The organism is Aminipila butyrica, from assembly GCF_010669305.1.
GTDB classification, from domain to species: Bacteria; Bacillota; Clostridia; order Peptostreptococcales; family Anaerovoracaceae; genus Aminipila; species Aminipila butyrica.
On record NZ_CP048649.1, the window covers coordinates 3,020,611 to 3,036,814 of the forward strand.

Below are 16,204 nucleotides of genomic sequence, written 5' to 3' on the forward strand. Positions count from 1 at the left end.
TCTATCTTTTCATTCAGGTTGGTTCACTTTGCCCCCTAGAGGAGGATGGGGTTTGCCCTTTGACATTTTTGTTTATTCCATTTCTATCGTCGCAGGCGGTTTACCCGTACAATCGTAGAACACCCGGTTTACCCCGGCTACTTCGTTTACAATTCGCGTCGTCACCTTGCCCAACACTTCCCACGGAATCTCTGCGGACTCCGCCGTCATGAAATCCGTCGTCGTCACGGCCCGGAGCACTACTGCGTAATCGTAAGTACGGAAATCGCCCATTACGCCTACCGACCGCATATTGGTCAGTGCCGCAAAATACTGGTTGATATCCTTATCCACGCCCGCCTTGGCGATTTCTTCCCGCCAGATAAAATCTGCTTCCTGAACAATCTTCACCTTCTCAGCAGTCACCTCACCGATAATTCGGATGCCAAGACCCGGACCCGGAAACGGCTGCCGGTATACTAAATATTCTGGAATACCCAGTTCCAGACCCGCCTTGCGAACCTCGTCCTTAAACAACATGCGGAGAGGCTCAACGATTTCCTTGAAATCCACGTGATCCGGGAGACCGCCCACGTTGTGATGGGACTTGATTACCGCCGACTTGCCAAGACCGCTTTCGATTACATCTGGATAGATGGTTCCCTGAACCAGAAAATCAACAGCACCAATCTTCTTTGCTTCTTCTTCAAACACCCGAATAAACTCTGCTCCGATGATCTTTCGCTTCTGCTCCGGTTCCTCTACGCCAGCCAGCTGCTTGTAAAACCGCTCCTGGGCCTTTACGCGGACAAAGTTCAAATCGTAATGTCCTTTCGGTCCGAATACAGCCTCCACCTCGTCGCCTTCATCCTTTCGAAGCAGGCCGTGGTCCACGAACACACAAGTCAGCTGCTTGCCCACTGCTTTAGACAACAACACAGCTGCTACAGAAGAATCCACTCCGCCGGAAAGGGCGCAAAGCACTTTTCCTGTTCCAACCTTTTCCTTGATGGACTTAATTGTTTCCTCTACGAAAGAATCCATCTTCCAATCTCCCTTACAGCCGCAGACATCTTTCACGAAAGCCTCCAGCATCTTAGTGCCTTCTACCGTGTGATTTACCTCTGGATGGTGCTGCATGGCATAAAAACCCTTTTCCGGGCACTGCATGGCTGCAATTGGACAGCTATCGGTAGATGCCACTACCTGGAAACCCTCCGGTGCCTTTGAGATATAGTCCGTATGACTCATCCAGACCACAGTCTTTTCTGCAACATTCTTAAAAAGCACGGAATCCTTGTTGACGGTCAGCTCTGTCTTGCCATATTCAGAAACGGGCGCAGTTTCCACCTTTCCCCCCAACTGATGTGCCAAAAGCTGAGCACCGTAGCAAAGGCCTAAAATAGGAATCCCCAGCTTATATAATTCCTCTGGACACTGAGGGGAATCCTCCCCATAAACGCTATTCGGTCCGCCGGTAAAAATAATCCCTTTTGGTGCCAGCTCTTTAATCTTTTCCAGACTCACTGTATACGGATGAACCTCGCAATACACATTGCATTCCCGTACCCGCCTTGCGATTAGCTGATTATACTGGCCGCCAAAGTCTAGTACAATAATCTTTTCCTGTTGCATCTTTCTCCTCTTTCTCTATTTCCGGGAATCTTTTCACAATCCCTTTACTTGGATCAGGTATAGGGAACCCCTATACCTGATATATACAAATCATACTCTACCGAGCAAATACTGCTGCCATACAGCTGAAACACAGCAATTACGTGCTCCCATCATCGCAGAAGAATGCTCCGTCTCTGCAACCCCATTTGCGTGCTCTGCCCGCTTCAAGGCTTGCTCTCAGCTAGCCTTTTTTATCGAACAGAACTGTTGTCGGTGTTCTTCAAGATAACGTCGTGTGCTCCGCCTTCCACGATGCTGGTAGCTGAAACCAAGGTAATCTTCGAATCCCGCTGCAATTCTGGAATAGACAGGGATCCGCAGTTACACATGGTGGATTTCACCTTGTTTAAAGAAAGGGTCACGTTGTCTTTAAGACTTCCGGCATATGGCACATAGGAATCCACGCCTTCTTCAAATTTCAACTTGCTGTCGCCGCCCAAATCATACCGCTGCCAGTTCCGAGCTCGATTGGACCCTTCGCCCCAGTATTCCTTTACATACGTACCATTGACCATCAACTTGTTGGTCGGTGATTCATCAAATCTGGAGAAATACCGGCCCAGCATGATAAAATCTGAACCCATGGCCAGGGCCAGGGTCATGTGGTAATCGTAAACGATGCCGCCGTCAGAGCAGATTGGAATGTAAATACCTGTCTCTTCAAAATATTTGTTCCGAGCCTCTGCCACGTCGATGGTAGCAGTAGCCTGTCCGCGGCCAATACCCTTTTGTTCTCTGGTAATGCAGATAGACCCGCCGCCGATACCGATTTTAATAAAGTCCGCCCCGGCTTCTGCCAAGTAGCGGAAACCCTCGCCATCCACCACATTGCCAGCACCGATTTTCACGGTATCGCCGTATTTAGCCCGTACAAAGGCAATGGTCTCCTTCTGCCATTCCGAGAAACCCTCCGAAGAGTCGATGCACAGCACGTCTGCTCCGGCTTCTACCAGAGCTGGAATCCGCTCTTCAAAGTCTCTGGTATTCACGCCAGCGCCTACCACATACCGCTTGTGGTCGTCCAGCAACTCATTTGGATTGTCCTTATGAGAATCGTAGTCCTTGCGGAATACGAAGTGAGTCAGCCGCTGATTCTTATCGATGATTGGCAAAGCGTTCAGTTTGTGATCCCATAGCATATCGTTAGCCTCGGACAAGGTGCATCCTTCCTCCGCGTAAATCAATGCAGAAAATGGAGTCATGAATTCCGAGATCTTAGTGGTTGGGCTTAATCTGCTCACCCGGTAATCTCTGCTGGTGACAATGCCCTGAATCTTACCGGCTGCCGTACCGTCGTCCGTAATAGCAATGGTGGAATGTCCGCTTCGCGCTTTCAATTCCAGTACATCTGCCAGGGTCTGATCTGGTCGCAGGTTCGAATCGCTGGTTACAAAACCGGCCTTATGGCTCTTCACTTTACGGACCATAGCCACCTGACTTTCAATGGACTGAGAACCGAATATAAAGGAGACTCCGCCTTCCTTTGCTAAGGCCACAGCCATCCTGTCGTCAGATACCGACTGCATGATGGCAGACACCAACGGAATATTCATGGTAATTGCCGGTTCCTCCCCTTTTTTGAACTTGACGATGGGAGTCCGCAGGCTCACGTTGTCCGGTGTGCAATTCTTATCAGAATACCCCGGTATCAACAGATATTCGTTAAATGTTCTCGATGGTTCGTCAAAATAATGTGCCATTCTAAATCTCCTTCTCTACATACTCTTCGAGGGTCAGTCCCTCATCGAAAATTTCCTTTGCCGCTGTTTTACCTACGTAACGGATATGCCACGGCTCGTACACATACCCGGTAATGTCCTCTTTTCCCTTGGGAAAGCGGATGATAAAGCCAAACTTATAGGCGTTGTCATTGAGCCACTTTCCTTCTGGGGTATCAATGTAATCTCTGGTCAGCTGATACTGCACAGACGGCGAGCTGACATCTGCGGCCAACCCAGTCTGATGTTCACTTTTCCCCGGCTGAGCACTAAAGGTGTCTGCTTCTGCTTGTCCATGAGTTTTCACGTAATTGCTATACAAGGTCTCTTGAAAACCGTACGAGCGGTAAGCCGTGGTAACGATGATTTCGTACCCCTCTGCTGCCGCTGCCTCGGATAGTTCATGGAAAGCATCTGCGGCCTTTGCCCGTAAATAACGTCCCTGCTCCGGCCTGTCTGGTGCAAAATATTTGACTGCTGTCAAATCCTCCGGTTTATAATCCCGGCTTACTGAATTTTCCTTATTAACCAGAAGAAAAAGTCCTTGCTCCAGGTCTTTCTTTAATGCTGCCCTTCTTTTCACACTTTCCGAAGATTCTACCACTACCGGAGGCTTTCCATTCTCGGAACCCTTCGGTGAATCGTTTGCTTGCTTGGAACCTTCTCCGCCCAGCCCAAAGAAAGACCCCTCCTTCAGATGCCCGACTGCATACCCGCCTAAAAGCAGAAGTGCTACCAGTGCCACAGATAGATAGATGATCCTTTTTTGCCTTTTCAATTTTGTTTTCCGCCTTTGACTGTGATAATAATAGAAGTTTAATTATTAATTGTATAACAAATTCCGGCTTTTTTCAACAGCTAACTTCCATTCTCTCCTTTATAGTTCGCTCTACCCAAACAAGGCCGGCTGTGATACAATAAATTTATATGATTGAGGAATATTATCACCAGTTTTCTTACGAAAGATGCCATTTGTTGCAAAGTTGCCTGGGGAGGACGTTATGAGCCAAGAAAAAAATCTCTTACACCTATGTGAAAATTGCCTGCAAGGGCTGCACGCTGTCATGGACACAGCTAAACCTCAGAGCGCTAATCCCTTGTTGAATCAAAAGCTCTTTTTGCTGGAAACCGCCTTGTCGGAATTTCAAAAAAAGCATATTGATTTTGAACAAATCTGCGACCGCCTGAGCGACGCACTTTATATAACCGATAAAGACGGAACTGCCACTTACGCCAATGTAGCCTACCAAAATCTTCGTCATTTGATAACGTCATCACTGGAGGAAAAAAGCTACCTGGAGATCAACAACCCACAGCTTGGTTCCGATACTTATACCGCCCAAGTTCTGGCCCAGGTCCTCCAAAGTGGAAAGCCTGCCCAAATTCAGATTTCTTTATCCAAAGCAAATCAAACTGCTTACATATCTGCAAGCCCTATTTTTGACGAACTGGGTGTGCTCCAATACGCTGCCGCCCAAGGCTGCCTTCTTCCTGCTGCACAAACTGCTTCCAGCCTTCAAAATACAGGCGTTACGGCATCCATATCTCATGAGAAAGCCTCCACAGATCAAACCGGACAAGCACCTTACACCCCTTACCTGGAGAGGTCCGACTATAGTCTAAAAAAGTCTGTAGAGAATTTTGAACGAGAGATTCTTTTGGATACGATTGCCCAGTACGGCTCCAAGCGGAAAGCTGCTGCTGCCTTAAAAATGGACCATTCTACCTTAATAAAAAAATGTCAACGCTACGGGATTTAACTCAAAAGAAGAAAAAAGCTGGGGTAACACCCAGCTTTATTTTTAAAACATCTTATGTTCCTGATAAAAGGCCTTCAATTCTGCCTTCCGATCTTTTTCCAAAAAGATCTTCTTTACCCCTTGCAAAGCACCTTCTAAAGCCAGCAGCCGATGAATACAGGCCGATTCATCGATTTCCTGTATCTTTAGCCAGGCTTGTTCCGCCCCCAGCTCCTGCAACTCTTCTATGCTCTCGATGCCCACATCTATCAGCTGGCGTTCCACTTCCTTACCAATATTGGGCAGCTTGGACAATTCTCCCATGGGCTCTTCACTCCTCTTTTATTTTCGGTTGCCTGACATGGCCAGACCACTAAAACCTTCCACTATATCCATACGACCTGATTTCGTCCGTTCCCCTTCGCCTTGTAAAGCATCTGATCTGCTATCGCGGTGAAAGCCTCTACCGAATCTCTCGGCGAAGGGACGATGGTGCTGCCGCCGATGCTGATGGTCACCTTAATCTCCTGCTCCTGCCCCGGCTCTTCGCAAGGCTTAACGATATGGTTATTGGCTACCGCCAGGCAGGTTCCCTGAATGATATTGGTTACCCGGTCCTTCGGTTCTCCTACTAAAATCAGGTAGAATTCTTCTCCTCCCATGCGAGCCACATAGTTATTATCTTCTGGCAAAGCCTTTTTCATAACATTAGCCACACTGTTGAGCACTCGGTCACCTTCCTGGTGTCCATACGTGTCATTGACCCGTTTGAAGAAATCAATATCCGCAATGCCCAGAGAAAAGGGCAACTTATTGTCAATGCAATGCTTCCACTGTCTGCTGATGTAATCTAAACAGTGCTTTCTCGTATATAACCCCGTCAGTACATCAATGTACATCTGAGTCTCCAGCATTTTTCTATACTTAAACATGTTGATGTGGGTGCGCACTCTGGCACAGACCACATTGGCAGAAAAAGGTTTACGGATATAGTCTACAGCCCCGCAGAAAAAAGCCTTTTCTTCTGTGAGCGTATCGTCCACACCGGTAAGGAATACCACCGGAAGCTGCTGCGTCTCTTTAGAAGACTGCAATCGCTCCATGACTTCAAACCCGTTCAGTCCCGGCATCTCAATGTCCAGCAGAATGAGGGAAGGCTGCATATCTCTGGCAATTTCAATGCCCTTTTTCCCCTCACTGGCGTATATGATGTTGTACTCCTTTTGCAATATTCCTTTCAGTAACTGAATATTAAACAAACTATCATCAATGATTAGTATGGTTTCCACCTTTATACCTGCCTTTATTTTTTGCTGTTTATCCTTTTAATGTACCACACTCAGGAGGGTATTTCAATAAGATATTGGCAAGTGTCCGTACACCTGTCGTACATTTGAGAGCTACGCTCTGGAAATTTATCGGTATGAGGTATTTTGTTCGATATAAAAAACTTTTCATATAAAAGTTAATATTTTCTACCCTAGCACAAAAAAATGGCCTGTAACCAGACCATCTTTTTATTTGACTATTTTCTTTTCTAAGGTTATTGCAGTTGGACTGCAATACGCCTTCATTTCCTTTACCTGATGAGTGAAGTCTGCTCGGCTTACATCATGCCTGGCATACCGCCGCCCATTGGAGGCATAGGTGGTTCATCTTTCTTGATGTCCACAATGCCAGCTTCTGTAGTCAGTAGCATAGCAGATGCGGAGGACGCATTCTGCAATGCAGAACGGGTTACCTTAGCCGGATCTACAATCCCAGCTTCCATCATATCTACATATTCTTCTGTAGAAGCATTGAAGCCTACACCTGCTTTATTGTTCTTCACTTCTGCCACGATGACAGAACCTTCAAATCCAGCATTCTCAGCGATTTGACGAACTGGCTCTTCCAAAGCCCGCATGATGATAGCAGCGCCTGTCTTTTCGTCGCCAGACAATGTCTCTACGTACTTCTGAACAGCCGGAATAGCATTCACTAGAGCTACACCGCCGCCGGCTACAATACCTTCTTCTACGGCTGCCTTCGTTGCGTTCAACGCATCTTCAATGCGAAGCTTTCTTTCCTTCAGCTCTGTTTCTGTCGCTGCACCTACCTGAATAACGGCTACGCCGCCTGCCAGCTTGGCCAGTCTTTCCTGGAGCTTTTCTTTATCAAATTCGGAAGTGGATTCTTCATACTGGTGCTTAATCTGTTTGATGCGGTTCTGAATCTCTGTTGCATCGCCAGCGCCATCCACAATAACCGTATTTTCCTTTGTTACTTTCACGGAAGCGGCTGTTCCCAGCATATCTAAAGTAGCTTCCTTCAAATCGTAGCCCACTTCTTCAGAAATCACTGTACCACCAGTCAGGGCAGCGATGTCTTCCATCATGGCCTTTCTTCTGTCACCGAAGCCCGGAGCCTTTACTGCTACGCAGTCGAAAGTCCCTCTCAGCTTATTCACTACCAAAGTAGCCAGCGCTTCGCCGTCTACATCTTCTGCAATGATTAAAAGTCTTCTGCCCTGCTGAACAATCTGCTCTAAGATTGGTAAAATTTCCTGGATATTAGAAATCTTCTTGTCTGTCAGCAGGATGTACGGGTTCTGCATGTTAGCTTCCATCTTTTCTGTATCGTTTACCATGTAGGCGGAGAGGTATCCTCTGTCAAACTGCATACCTTCTACTACTTCCAAAGTCGTACCCATGGACTTGGATTCTTCCACGGTGATAACACCGTCCTTGCCAACCTTTTCCATGGCCTCTGCGATCAGTTCACCAATGTTAGCATCTGCCGCGGAAACAGAAGCTACCTGAGCAATGCTGCCCTTGCTTTCAACAGTCTTGGAGATATTCTTAATTTCATCTACGGCTACATCTACGGCACCCTGAATACCCTTCTTGAGGATCATTGGGTTTGCACCGGCTGCCACGTTTTTAAAGCCTTCTTTGATAATAATCTGAGCCAGCAGGGTAGCTGTAGTCGTACCGTCTCCAGCCACGTCATTGGTCTTGGTAGCAACTTCCTTTACCAGCTGTGCACCCATGTTCTCTACGGCATCTTCCAGTTCGATTTCTCTGGCGATAGTTACACCGTCGTTAGTAATCAGCGGGGAGCCAAACTTCTTTTCAATCAGCACATTTCTGCCCTTAGGTCCCAGCGTAATCTTCACTGTATCAGCCAGCTGATCTACACCTGACTGCAATTTTCTTCTAGCGTCTTCTCCGTAATGTAATTCCTTAGCCATCTTTATTACCCCTTTCTTATTTTACAACTGCCAAAATGTCTTTCTGACCCATGATGATGTATTCTTCACCTTCATACTTAATCTCTGTACCTGCGTACTTAGCGAATACCACCTTATCGCCGGCCTTCACTTCCATCTTTTCTTCTTCTGTTCCAGGGCCTACAGCGATTACCTCAGCAATCTGAGGCTGTTCCTTAGCCTGACCGGCCAGCACGATGCCGCTTTTTGTCTTCTCTTCGGCTTCAACCATCTTAATCACTACTCTAGCGCCCAGCGGCTTGATTCCAAAACTCATTTTCTATACCTCCCGTTTGATATCTATAAAATTTATGTTTTACAATTTGTTAGCACTCATCATTCCTGAGTGCTAATTATATTTTAAACGAATCTTTTGCAAAGTCAATAGTTTTTTTGATTTTATAGGCAAAAAGTGTAAATAGCAGAGCAGAAAAAAGCACAACGAGTCTATTCACGTTGTGCACATAATAATATTTATGTAATCTTATCAAAATAAGCTCTCTAGTCCTATGAAGAGCCACGGCAGAAAGATAGCAGGAATTAAATTGGCGACCTTAATTTCTTTGACCTCCATGAAGTTAAACCCGATTGCGGCAATGAGCAGACTGCCCACTGCTGACATCTCTGTGATAATCTCCTCGGTCAGCCAATCCCTCATATAGGTGGCACCCAAAGTAATAGCGCCCTCGTAGAGCAGTACCGGCAGGGCAGAAAAGGCCACCCCTGCCCCCATCTGAGAAGCAAAGACGATAGCAATAATCCCGTCCAAGATTGCTTTGGCGAAAAGCATTTCGTGATCTCCTTGCAACCCACTTTCCAGGGCGCCAACGATAGCCATAGAACCGGTGCAAAAGAGAATGGAGGCTGATACAAAGCCTTTGGCAAAGCCTCCTTCAGAAAACCCTAACCGCTTTTCCACCCATAGACCAAACCGATTCATCTGCCGATCGATATTCATCGCTTCCCCAAGGACAGCACCCAGGACCAAACTGAGAATGAGAACCATCACTCGCTGATTTTCTAAAGCTCCAGAAATACCAATGTAAATCAAGGCTAGTGCCACAGCTTTCATCACTAGGTTTTCAAACCGTTCCGGCACGCCCTTTATGACGTAAGTTCCCCCCAGCCCGCATAAAATGATGGCAGCGGCGTTCACAATGGGTCCAAGCATATGTATATCAACTCCTTGTCTATTTGTTCTCTTCCTGCCTAATATGATAGAAGAGATATTGCTGCGCCACACCGCCGTGGCTGCCGAAGTGACTGGCCGCGTAGGCGTTCATAGCTTTTAAATCCTTTTCCTCCATCCCGTACAGCCGACTCATGACCCGGCGAACCCACACGTCGATAGGGAAACTCTCGTGTTTGCCTAATCCGAATAGAAGGATACAGTTGGCCACCTTAGGACCCACCCCGCATAAGTTGGTCAGGTATTGATATGCCTGTTCCAGCTCTGCTTCGGCCAGCCTGTCCAAGGTAAGGATTTCGGTTTTTCCCACAGCTATAGCCCGGTCCGCCGCTACCTGACGAGCTGTTTCAATAATGTATTTTGCCCGGTACCCCAATTTAATAGAGGCCAAGTCCGTTTCTGTGAGCCGCGCCAGCGTTTGCGCCGTGGGGAAAGAAAAATAGTCTTTGCCCCGAAAGCTGCCGGCTGGCTGCCCAAACTGACTACACAAGCCTTGGATACACTTTTTTATTCGTGGAATATTGTTATTCTGTGAGATAATAAAGGAGACTACAGTTTCCCACGGCTCCTGCCGCAGGATTCGGATGCCCGGTCCAGATTGGATGGCTCGGCCCATGATTTCGTCCTGATCCGCCAAAGCCTCTTTAATCCGCCCATAATCCCGGTTTAAATCCAAATAGTCCTGCCAATAGGAAGTAAATTCGCTTTCCTCGACGTTTTCCACGGTCAACCGTCCGGCCGCGCCCCCTTCTTCGTAGGGCTCAAAACAAATATTGACCGGCCGCCCGAAGGCGATTCCGGTATAGCTGCCGTCTGCCTCCCGTTCCCAGCGGAAGCACTGACCGCAGTCAAATATATGATCGGTATTAAAATCTCTAATGTTTTCTCGAACTACCATTCGCTTTTCTCTCCTCCCCTCTCCAACTGGCCACAGGAAATTTGCTTGCATTTCGACTCTACACCAGCCCCCTCACCTCTACATCCACCGAGTGGATGTGAAAGGCCGTCATGGCGGCTACGTGCTCCGCAATTTCCCGCTGAAGTTCTCTGGCACATTCCATGACCTGATTGCCATACTTCATGTTGACCAGTACAGTCAAGCTTACCCCTGTTTTTGTGTTCTGCGTCAGCACACGCAGGACAGAATGTACCCCCTTGTTTTTTCGTCCCAGATAGTAGACAATATCGTTGACCACCTTGTCAGAAATAAAAAATTCTCCCAGATAGCTGTACGTCGGCCGCACCACAGACCGTTCCTGAAAATTATCTTTGCTGCCGAAGCCAAAGCCTCTTATCATACGGATGGGATGAAGGAAGTACCCGGAAAAGTCCATCTTCAGCTGCCCTGCGGGTGCCGGAATTACGTGCTTACCCAACTCCACCCGCTGTTTTCGAGCTGCCTTTCTCTGCGCCTCTGTGGTGATGTCCTCAATGAAAATCCATTCCTCAATCTCCGGCAATTCCAGTCGCTCCGCAATCTTCTTCACCATTCCCGTGGAAGTACCTAAGATTAACAGCTTCTCTGGGTTTACCTCACGGATTTTCTCCGCTACGGAAGCCCGGTGCTCTTCATCTGTGAAAAGAGCCGTCTTGATGGCTCCAATCTTCGTAGACTGTCTTTTAGCTGATTGGCCTTGCAAAATCCGGCTTTCATATATGAAAAGGCCATCGTCGATGATGGCAGAAATGTCTTTTTTCCCGCAGAGGGACATGGCTTGATAGCTCTTTCCCGTTCCGCTTTTTCCTACAAGAGAATAAACTTTCATCTTTACTTCTCCTTTTCCTTTTGCTATAATCTATATAGCTTTTAAGCACTAAAAAATAAGGAGGATCATACCATGGCTTACAAAATTACAGATGCTTGCATCAACTGCGGAGCTTGCGAACCAGAATGTCCAGTAGAAGCTATTTCTGAAGAGAGCAACGCTAGAGTTATCAATGCAGATACTTGTATTGACTGTGGCGCATGTGCCAATGTGTGCCCTGTTGATTGCATTTTAGAAGGTTAATTTAGTACAAGTTCTACTATAACCAATAACCGTTTCCAAGGAAACGGTTATTTTCTTTTTTCTATGATATTTTAATGGGTTTAGGATTCAACCCGTTCATGGTGATTCCGATTAATGTGGTAAGCCAGAGAATGCAGACCGTCACTTAGGTGAACATTTTCTACCGCTACCGATTCCGGCATCTCCAAATCTACTGCCGCAAAATTCCAGATACCCTTCACACCAGCAAAGGCCATCTTGTCTGCCACCTCTTGGGCGGCATCCTTCGTCGTGCAGATGATACCGATATCCACTTTATTTTCTTCGATATAAGCCACCAGTTCTTCACAGTCCCGTACGTCGATGTCATTAATCTTGATACCGATTAGCTTTGGATTGACTTCAAACAGGGAATAAACCACGAAACCGGCCTTGTAATAAGACGTGTGATTAGCGATGGCCTGGCCCAGATTGCCTGCTCCTACGATGACCATCTTATATTCCTTGTCCAGCCCCAAGATGCTGCTGATCTCGTTGTACAGGGCCTCTACATTGTAACCGTAGCCCTGCTGGCCGAAGCCGCCAAAATTGTTCAAGTCCTGCCTGATTTGAGAAGCGGTATAGCCAATCAAATCACTTAATTCTCGGGAAGAGATCTTGTCCACACCCTTTTTGTGAAGCTCATTGAGGTATCTTCTGTATCGGGGCAAACGCTTGATGACTGCATTTGATATTTTTGAACCTTTTTTCATATACGCACGATTTCCTTCTCACTCGACTTCCAGCCATTTGGCGCAACTAAAAGACTTCCTTATACTCCAACCCGCCCTTTATCTTTTAAGTACGGATAAGTGCTGAATAACGAAAACCCGCATCTTGCGGGCTTTCATCTGACAACTAGTTCAGTTTTTCTTCAACATACTTTACGATGTCGCCCACAGACTGGAACTTTTCTGCGTCTTCGTCGGGAACTTCGATATCGAATTCATCTTCGATAGCCATGATGATTTCCACAGCATCCAGTGAATCTGCTTCCAAATCCTTCATCAGATGAGTTTCCAGAGAAACCTGTGCTTCATCTACGCTCAGCTGTTCCATGATAATTTCCTTTATCTTGTCAAATGTCATTTAATTAACCTCCACACTTTAGAAACTATATATCTCTATAGATTTCATTTCGTTTTTTTTATGTCCTATTGACTAAAATTCATTATAATTTACTGTTATAGGATATGCAAGTGCATTTTAAAAAAATTTGTATAAAATTTAACATAATCCGGCGCAATTTTCAAACAACTTGGCCGTTTTCGCTGCTATTCTTCCTGTAATTCCAACCAACTATCGTAGGTCTCTGTCAGCTTGTTCTTGCAGTTTTCGCTCTTGTCGTGGTATTCCGCCAGCAACAGGTGATCGCTGAATATTTCTTCTTTGCACATTTCTGCCTCTAAGTCAGCAATTTCCTTTTCCAGGGCCGCAATTTCGTCTTCCAGCCGCTTCTGCTCCCGCTCTCGCCTTCTAGCCTTGGCCTCCAGTTCTTTGTTGATTCTCCGCTGTTCGCTGGCGCTCAAATTAGCTCCTGCATCCAGGTTCTCTTCCCCACTTCCTGCATTCTCCATGTTTTGAGCTCCAGCACTTCCCTGGGTTGTGCTCAACTGGTTCAGATACTTTTTGCCCGATTCAATTTCCTGCTTTTTTTCCATGTAATAGTCGTAGGATCCCAAGTAATCCATGGCTCCTTCTGTCTCCAGTTCCAGAATCCTAGTGGGAATCTTGTTTAGGAAGTACCGGTCATGGGATACAACGATAACGGTGCCGGGAAAATCAAGCAGGGCATCTTCAAAGACTTCTTTGGAATTGATGTCTAAGTGGTTGGTGGGTTCATCCAATACCAGCACGTTGGACCCTGACAGCATGAGTTTCAGCAGGGACAGCCGGGCTTTCTCCCCGCCGCTGAGAGTGCCTACGTTGAGAAAGACACTTTCGTTGCGGAAAAGAAATCGACCCAAAAGGCTGCGCATTTCCGTATCCGTATACAGTCGGTAGGAATCTTTCATTTCGTCGAAGACGGTGTTGGCGGGATTTAGGTTCTGCTGCTCCTGATCGTAGTACCCGAAGATTACGTTGTGACCGATTTTTAGTCGTCCGCCATCGGCATCCTGCTCCCCCATAAGGATTTTCAGCAGTGTGGTCTTGCCCACGCCGTTAGCACCAACAATACAAATGCGCTCTCCCCGCTTAATATCCAGGTCTACTCCTCGAAAAAGTTCTTTCCGCCGCTGGCCGTAGCCAAACCCCTTTTCCAGTCCCTCAGCAAAGAGCACGTCGTTGCCGCTTTTAAACTCCTGCTTAAAGTGAATTTTCATCTTGCCGGCCAAGGCTTCTGGCTTTTCTACCAGTTCCAGCCTCTCCAGCCGCTTTTCCCTAGACTGCGCCCGCTTTGCCAGCTTTTCTGTGCCATGCTGCTTAAATCGGCGGATAATTTCCTCCTGACGGGCAATTTCTTTCTGCTGCCCGTCATACTTCCGCAGTTCTTCTTCTCGCCGCTGGCGCTTTTTCTCTGCGTAGGTGGAATATCCTCCCTGGTATGTATACAGCTTGTGGTTTTCTACCTCAAAGATGCGGTTTACCGTCTGATCTAAGAAGTACCGGTCATGAGAAATCAGCACAATGGTGCCGCTGTACGATTTTAGATACTGCTCCAGCCATTTCAAGGTTCCAATATCCAAGTGGTTGGTCGGTTCGTCTAGGAATAGCAAATCCGGCTTTTTCAGCAACAGGCAGGCCAAAGCCAGTCGCGTCTTCTCGCCGCCGCTGAGCATGGAAATCTTTTTGTCGTAGAAGTTTTCCGTAAATGCCATGCTATTTAATATGCCTGTTATTTCGCTTTTATAACTATATCCGTTGCTTCGGTTATAAGCTTCCATCAGCTCGTCGTACCGATGCAGCAATTTTTCTACATTTTCACCTTTAGAAGACTTTTCCGATATCTCATGAGATAAAGCCGCCATTTCCGCTTCCATGTCCGCCACATGGCTGAAAATAGCGGTGACCTCTTCCATAAGGGTATTGTCTGTGTTAAAATTGGCACTCTGCTTTAAGTAGCCTACCGTGGTATTGGCAGAAATAAAGATATTTCCGCTATCGTAAGGCATCTCTCCGCAGAGAATATTCAGCAGCGTGGTCTTTCCCGCACCATTATTGCCTACGATACCTATTCGATCTCCCTGATTCACATGGAAGGAGACGTCTTTCAGTATTATGTCAACTCCGTAGGACTTTGCAATATTCGTTGCCGAAAGTATAATCATCTTATATCTCCATTACTTGTACTCATTTCATTTACTCTTGCAGCGCTGTCAAGGGAAGATTTGGATAAGCGTCCAGAGTCAGATCACTAACAAAGCCTCCTTTATATTTGTAATAAGCTGCACAGGCAATCATGGCTGCATTGTCCGTACAGAGCACCGGTGCAGGTCGATACAGTTGGATGCCGTTTTTCCGGCACTGTTCCTCCAGCATCTCTCGCAGCTTGCTGTTGGCAGCCACACCCCCGGCCAGAACCAACTTATCTTTTTTCATCGTTTTAGCCGCCGTCACTGCCTTTTTCACAATTACGTCCAGCACCGCCTGCTGAAAGCTGGCGGCTACATCAGCCTGATTGACCTCTCGTCCCGCCTGCTTTTCCGAATTTAAGTAGTTCAACACCCCGGTCTTAATACCGCTGAAGCTGAAATCATAACTATCTTTTTCCAAAAATACCCGCTTAAAAGGAACGGCCTGAGGATTGCCCTCTCGGGCCAGCTTGTCGATTCGAGGCCCACCTGGATATCCCAGGCCCAGCACTCTAGCCACCTTGTCAAAGGCCTCCCCTACCGCATCATCTCTCGTACCACCCAGAACCTGAAATCCATTGTAGTCTCGCACTTCCACAATGTTCGTGTGGCCGCCGGAAACGACCAAGGCCATAAAAGGCGGCTCCAATTCCGGATATTCTATGTAATTGGCACTGATGTGCCCCTGTATATGGTGCACCCCCACCAGCGGAATATCCTTGGCGAAGGCATAAGCCTTGGCCGAAGCCAGTCCAATGAGCAGCGCTCCCACCAAACCGGGGCCGCAAGTAACACCAATCAAATCCACCTGATCTAAGGTAACTCCTGCCTGATTCAACGCCTCTTCCGTCACCTGATTGATATTCTCCAGGTGATGCCTGGAAGCGATTTCCGGCACTACCCCCCCAAAGACCTGATGCACCTTGATTTGGGAAGAAATCACATTAGAGAGAACCTGGCGTCCCTCCAAAAGGAGGGCCACCGAGGTCTCATCACAGCTGGATTCAATTCCCATGGTTAAAAATTTTCCGTCTTTCATTCCATTCTCCCGACCGTTGAATCCCCCGGACGATGCAGCGGTCGTCCGCAGATAAGTGTCTGCAATTTTCACAGGACATGTAATCCGACATGTTAAACATGTTGAAATCATGTCGTCTCTCAAAGCGGCTGCAATGAGACACAGGATTGGTCATATCATCGTAATAATCATCGCTTTCGCTGTGATAGCGACCGCTGACGTTTTTGTTATCTCCATAATATCGGATCATGTACCTACCTCCGGCATACTATTTTTTCTCCCGCCTTATTTTCCAAGAAACCTCTGGAAGAATA

At 47.0% G+C, this 16,204-nt stretch carries 17 protein-coding genes; 2 read left to right on the forward strand and 15 right to left on the reverse strand.

Annotated features, from left to right (window positions below):
• Nucleotides 1-72: 72 nt before the first annotated feature.
• The 3 genes from guaA to Ami103574_RS14275 all read right to left on the reverse strand — a co-directional run bounded on the left by guaA (nt 73) and on the right by Ami103574_RS14275 (nt 4,152).
• Entirely contained in the window at nt 73-1,614 is a 1,542-nt protein-coding gene (gene guaA, locus Ami103574_RS14265) for a glutamine-hydrolyzing GMP synthase (protein ID WP_163067627.1), read from the reverse strand.
• Between the two features lie 233 nt (nt 1,615-1,847).
• Nucleotides 1,848-3,356: an IMP dehydrogenase gene (locus Ami103574_RS14270; RefSeq protein WP_163067628.1), complete on the reverse strand. Its 1,509-nt coding sequence runs from the start codon at nt 3,354-3,356 to the stop codon at nt 1,848-1,850.
• A 1-nt stretch (nt 3,357) separates the two neighbouring features.
• Nucleotides 3,358-4,152, reverse strand: a complete 795-nt coding sequence (locus Ami103574_RS14275; RefSeq protein ID WP_163067629.1) for a M15 family metallopeptidase — start codon at nt 4,150-4,152, stop codon at nt 3,358-3,360.
• A 223-nt stretch (nt 4,153-4,375) separates the two neighbouring features.
• Here Ami103574_RS14275 and Ami103574_RS14280 point away from each other — a divergent pair, with 223 nt between their 5' ends.
• On the forward strand, nt 4,376-5,134 hold the full coding sequence (locus Ami103574_RS14280) for a transcriptional regulator (protein WP_163067630.1): 759 nt from the start codon (nt 4,376-4,378) through the stop codon (nt 5,132-5,134).
• 42 nt (nt 5,135-5,176) lie between these two features.
• Here the strand turns inward: Ami103574_RS14280 and Ami103574_RS14285 are convergent, their stop codons facing one another.
• The 7 genes from Ami103574_RS14285 to Ami103574_RS14315 form a co-directional block, all read right to left on the reverse strand.
• Nucleotides 5,177-5,437, reverse strand: coding sequence for a TfoX/Sxy family protein (locus Ami103574_RS14285; RefSeq protein WP_163067631.1), 261 nt, complete (start codon nt 5,435-5,437; stop codon nt 5,177-5,179).
• A 62-nt stretch (nt 5,438-5,499) separates the two neighbouring features.
• Nucleotides 5,500-6,402 carry a GGDEF domain-containing response regulator gene (locus Ami103574_RS14290; RefSeq protein ID WP_163067632.1) on the reverse strand — a complete coding sequence of 301 codons (903 nt, stop codon included), beginning with the start codon at nt 6,400-6,402 and terminating at the stop codon, nt 5,500-5,502.
• Nucleotides 6,403-6,719: 317 nt separating this feature from the next.
• Nucleotides 6,720-8,345: a chaperonin GroEL gene (gene groL / locus Ami103574_RS14295; protein ID WP_163067633.1), complete on the reverse strand. Its 1,626-nt coding sequence runs from the start codon at nt 8,343-8,345 to the stop codon at nt 6,720-6,722.
• Between the two features lie 16 nt (nt 8,346-8,361).
• Nucleotides 8,362-8,640, reverse strand: a complete 279-nt coding sequence (locus Ami103574_RS14300; RefSeq protein ID WP_163067634.1) for a co-chaperone GroES — start codon at nt 8,638-8,640, stop codon at nt 8,362-8,364.
• 210 nt (nt 8,641-8,850) lie between these two features.
• On the reverse strand, nt 8,851-9,534 hold the full coding sequence (locus Ami103574_RS14305) for a DUF554 domain-containing protein (RefSeq protein WP_163067635.1): 684 nt from the start codon (nt 9,532-9,534) through the stop codon (nt 8,851-8,853).
• A gap of 19 nt (nt 9,535-9,553) precedes the next feature.
• Entirely contained in the window at nt 9,554-10,450 is an 897-nt protein-coding gene (locus Ami103574_RS14310; RefSeq protein WP_163067636.1) for a DNA-3-methyladenine glycosylase family protein, read from the reverse strand.
• A gap of 58 nt (nt 10,451-10,508) precedes the next feature.
• A complete protein-coding gene (locus Ami103574_RS14315) occupies nt 10,509-11,318 on the reverse strand; it encodes an Asp23/Gls24 family envelope stress response protein (RefSeq protein WP_163067637.1) in 810 nt (269 codons plus the stop codon).
• 72 nt (nt 11,319-11,390) lie between these two features.
• Here Ami103574_RS14315 and Ami103574_RS14320 point away from each other — a divergent pair, with 72 nt between their 5' ends.
• A complete protein-coding gene (locus Ami103574_RS14320; protein WP_163067638.1) occupies nt 11,391-11,561 on the forward strand; it encodes a 4Fe-4S binding protein in 171 nt (56 codons plus the stop codon).
• An 80-nt stretch (nt 11,562-11,641) separates the two neighbouring features.
• Here the strand turns inward: Ami103574_RS14320 and Ami103574_RS14325 are convergent, their stop codons facing one another.
• The 5 genes from Ami103574_RS14325 to Ami103574_RS14345 form a co-directional block, all read right to left on the reverse strand.
• The gene (locus tag Ami103574_RS14325) at nt 11,642-12,292 is read right to left on the reverse strand and encodes a redox-sensing transcriptional repressor Rex (protein WP_163067639.1); all 651 of its coding nucleotides are present in this window, start codon (nt 12,290-12,292) and stop codon (nt 11,642-11,644) included.
• A gap of 145 nt (nt 12,293-12,437) precedes the next feature.
• On the reverse strand, nt 12,438-12,668 hold the full coding sequence (gene acpP / locus Ami103574_RS14330) for an acyl carrier protein (protein ID WP_163067640.1): 231 nt from the start codon (nt 12,666-12,668) through the stop codon (nt 12,438-12,440).
• A 185-nt stretch (nt 12,669-12,853) separates the two neighbouring features.
• Entirely contained in the window at nt 12,854-14,848 is a 1,995-nt protein-coding gene (gene abc-f / locus Ami103574_RS14335) for a ribosomal protection-like ABC-F family protein (protein ID WP_163067641.1), read from the reverse strand.
• Between the two features lie 31 nt (nt 14,849-14,879).
• Complete coding sequence (gene tsaD / locus Ami103574_RS14340; protein WP_163067642.1) at nt 14,880-15,911, reverse strand: tRNA (adenosine(37)-N6)-threonylcarbamoyltransferase complex transferase subunit TsaD; 1,032 nt, start codon at nt 15,909-15,911, stop codon at nt 14,880-14,882.
• The gene (locus Ami103574_RS14345; RefSeq protein WP_163067643.1) at nt 15,877-16,140 is read right to left on the reverse strand and encodes a hypothetical protein; all 264 of its coding nucleotides are present in this window, start codon (nt 16,138-16,140) and stop codon (nt 15,877-15,879) included. Before Ami103574_RS14345 ends, tsaD begins: the two co-directional genes overlap by 35 nt.
• Nucleotides 16,141-16,204: the final 64 nt, after the last annotated feature.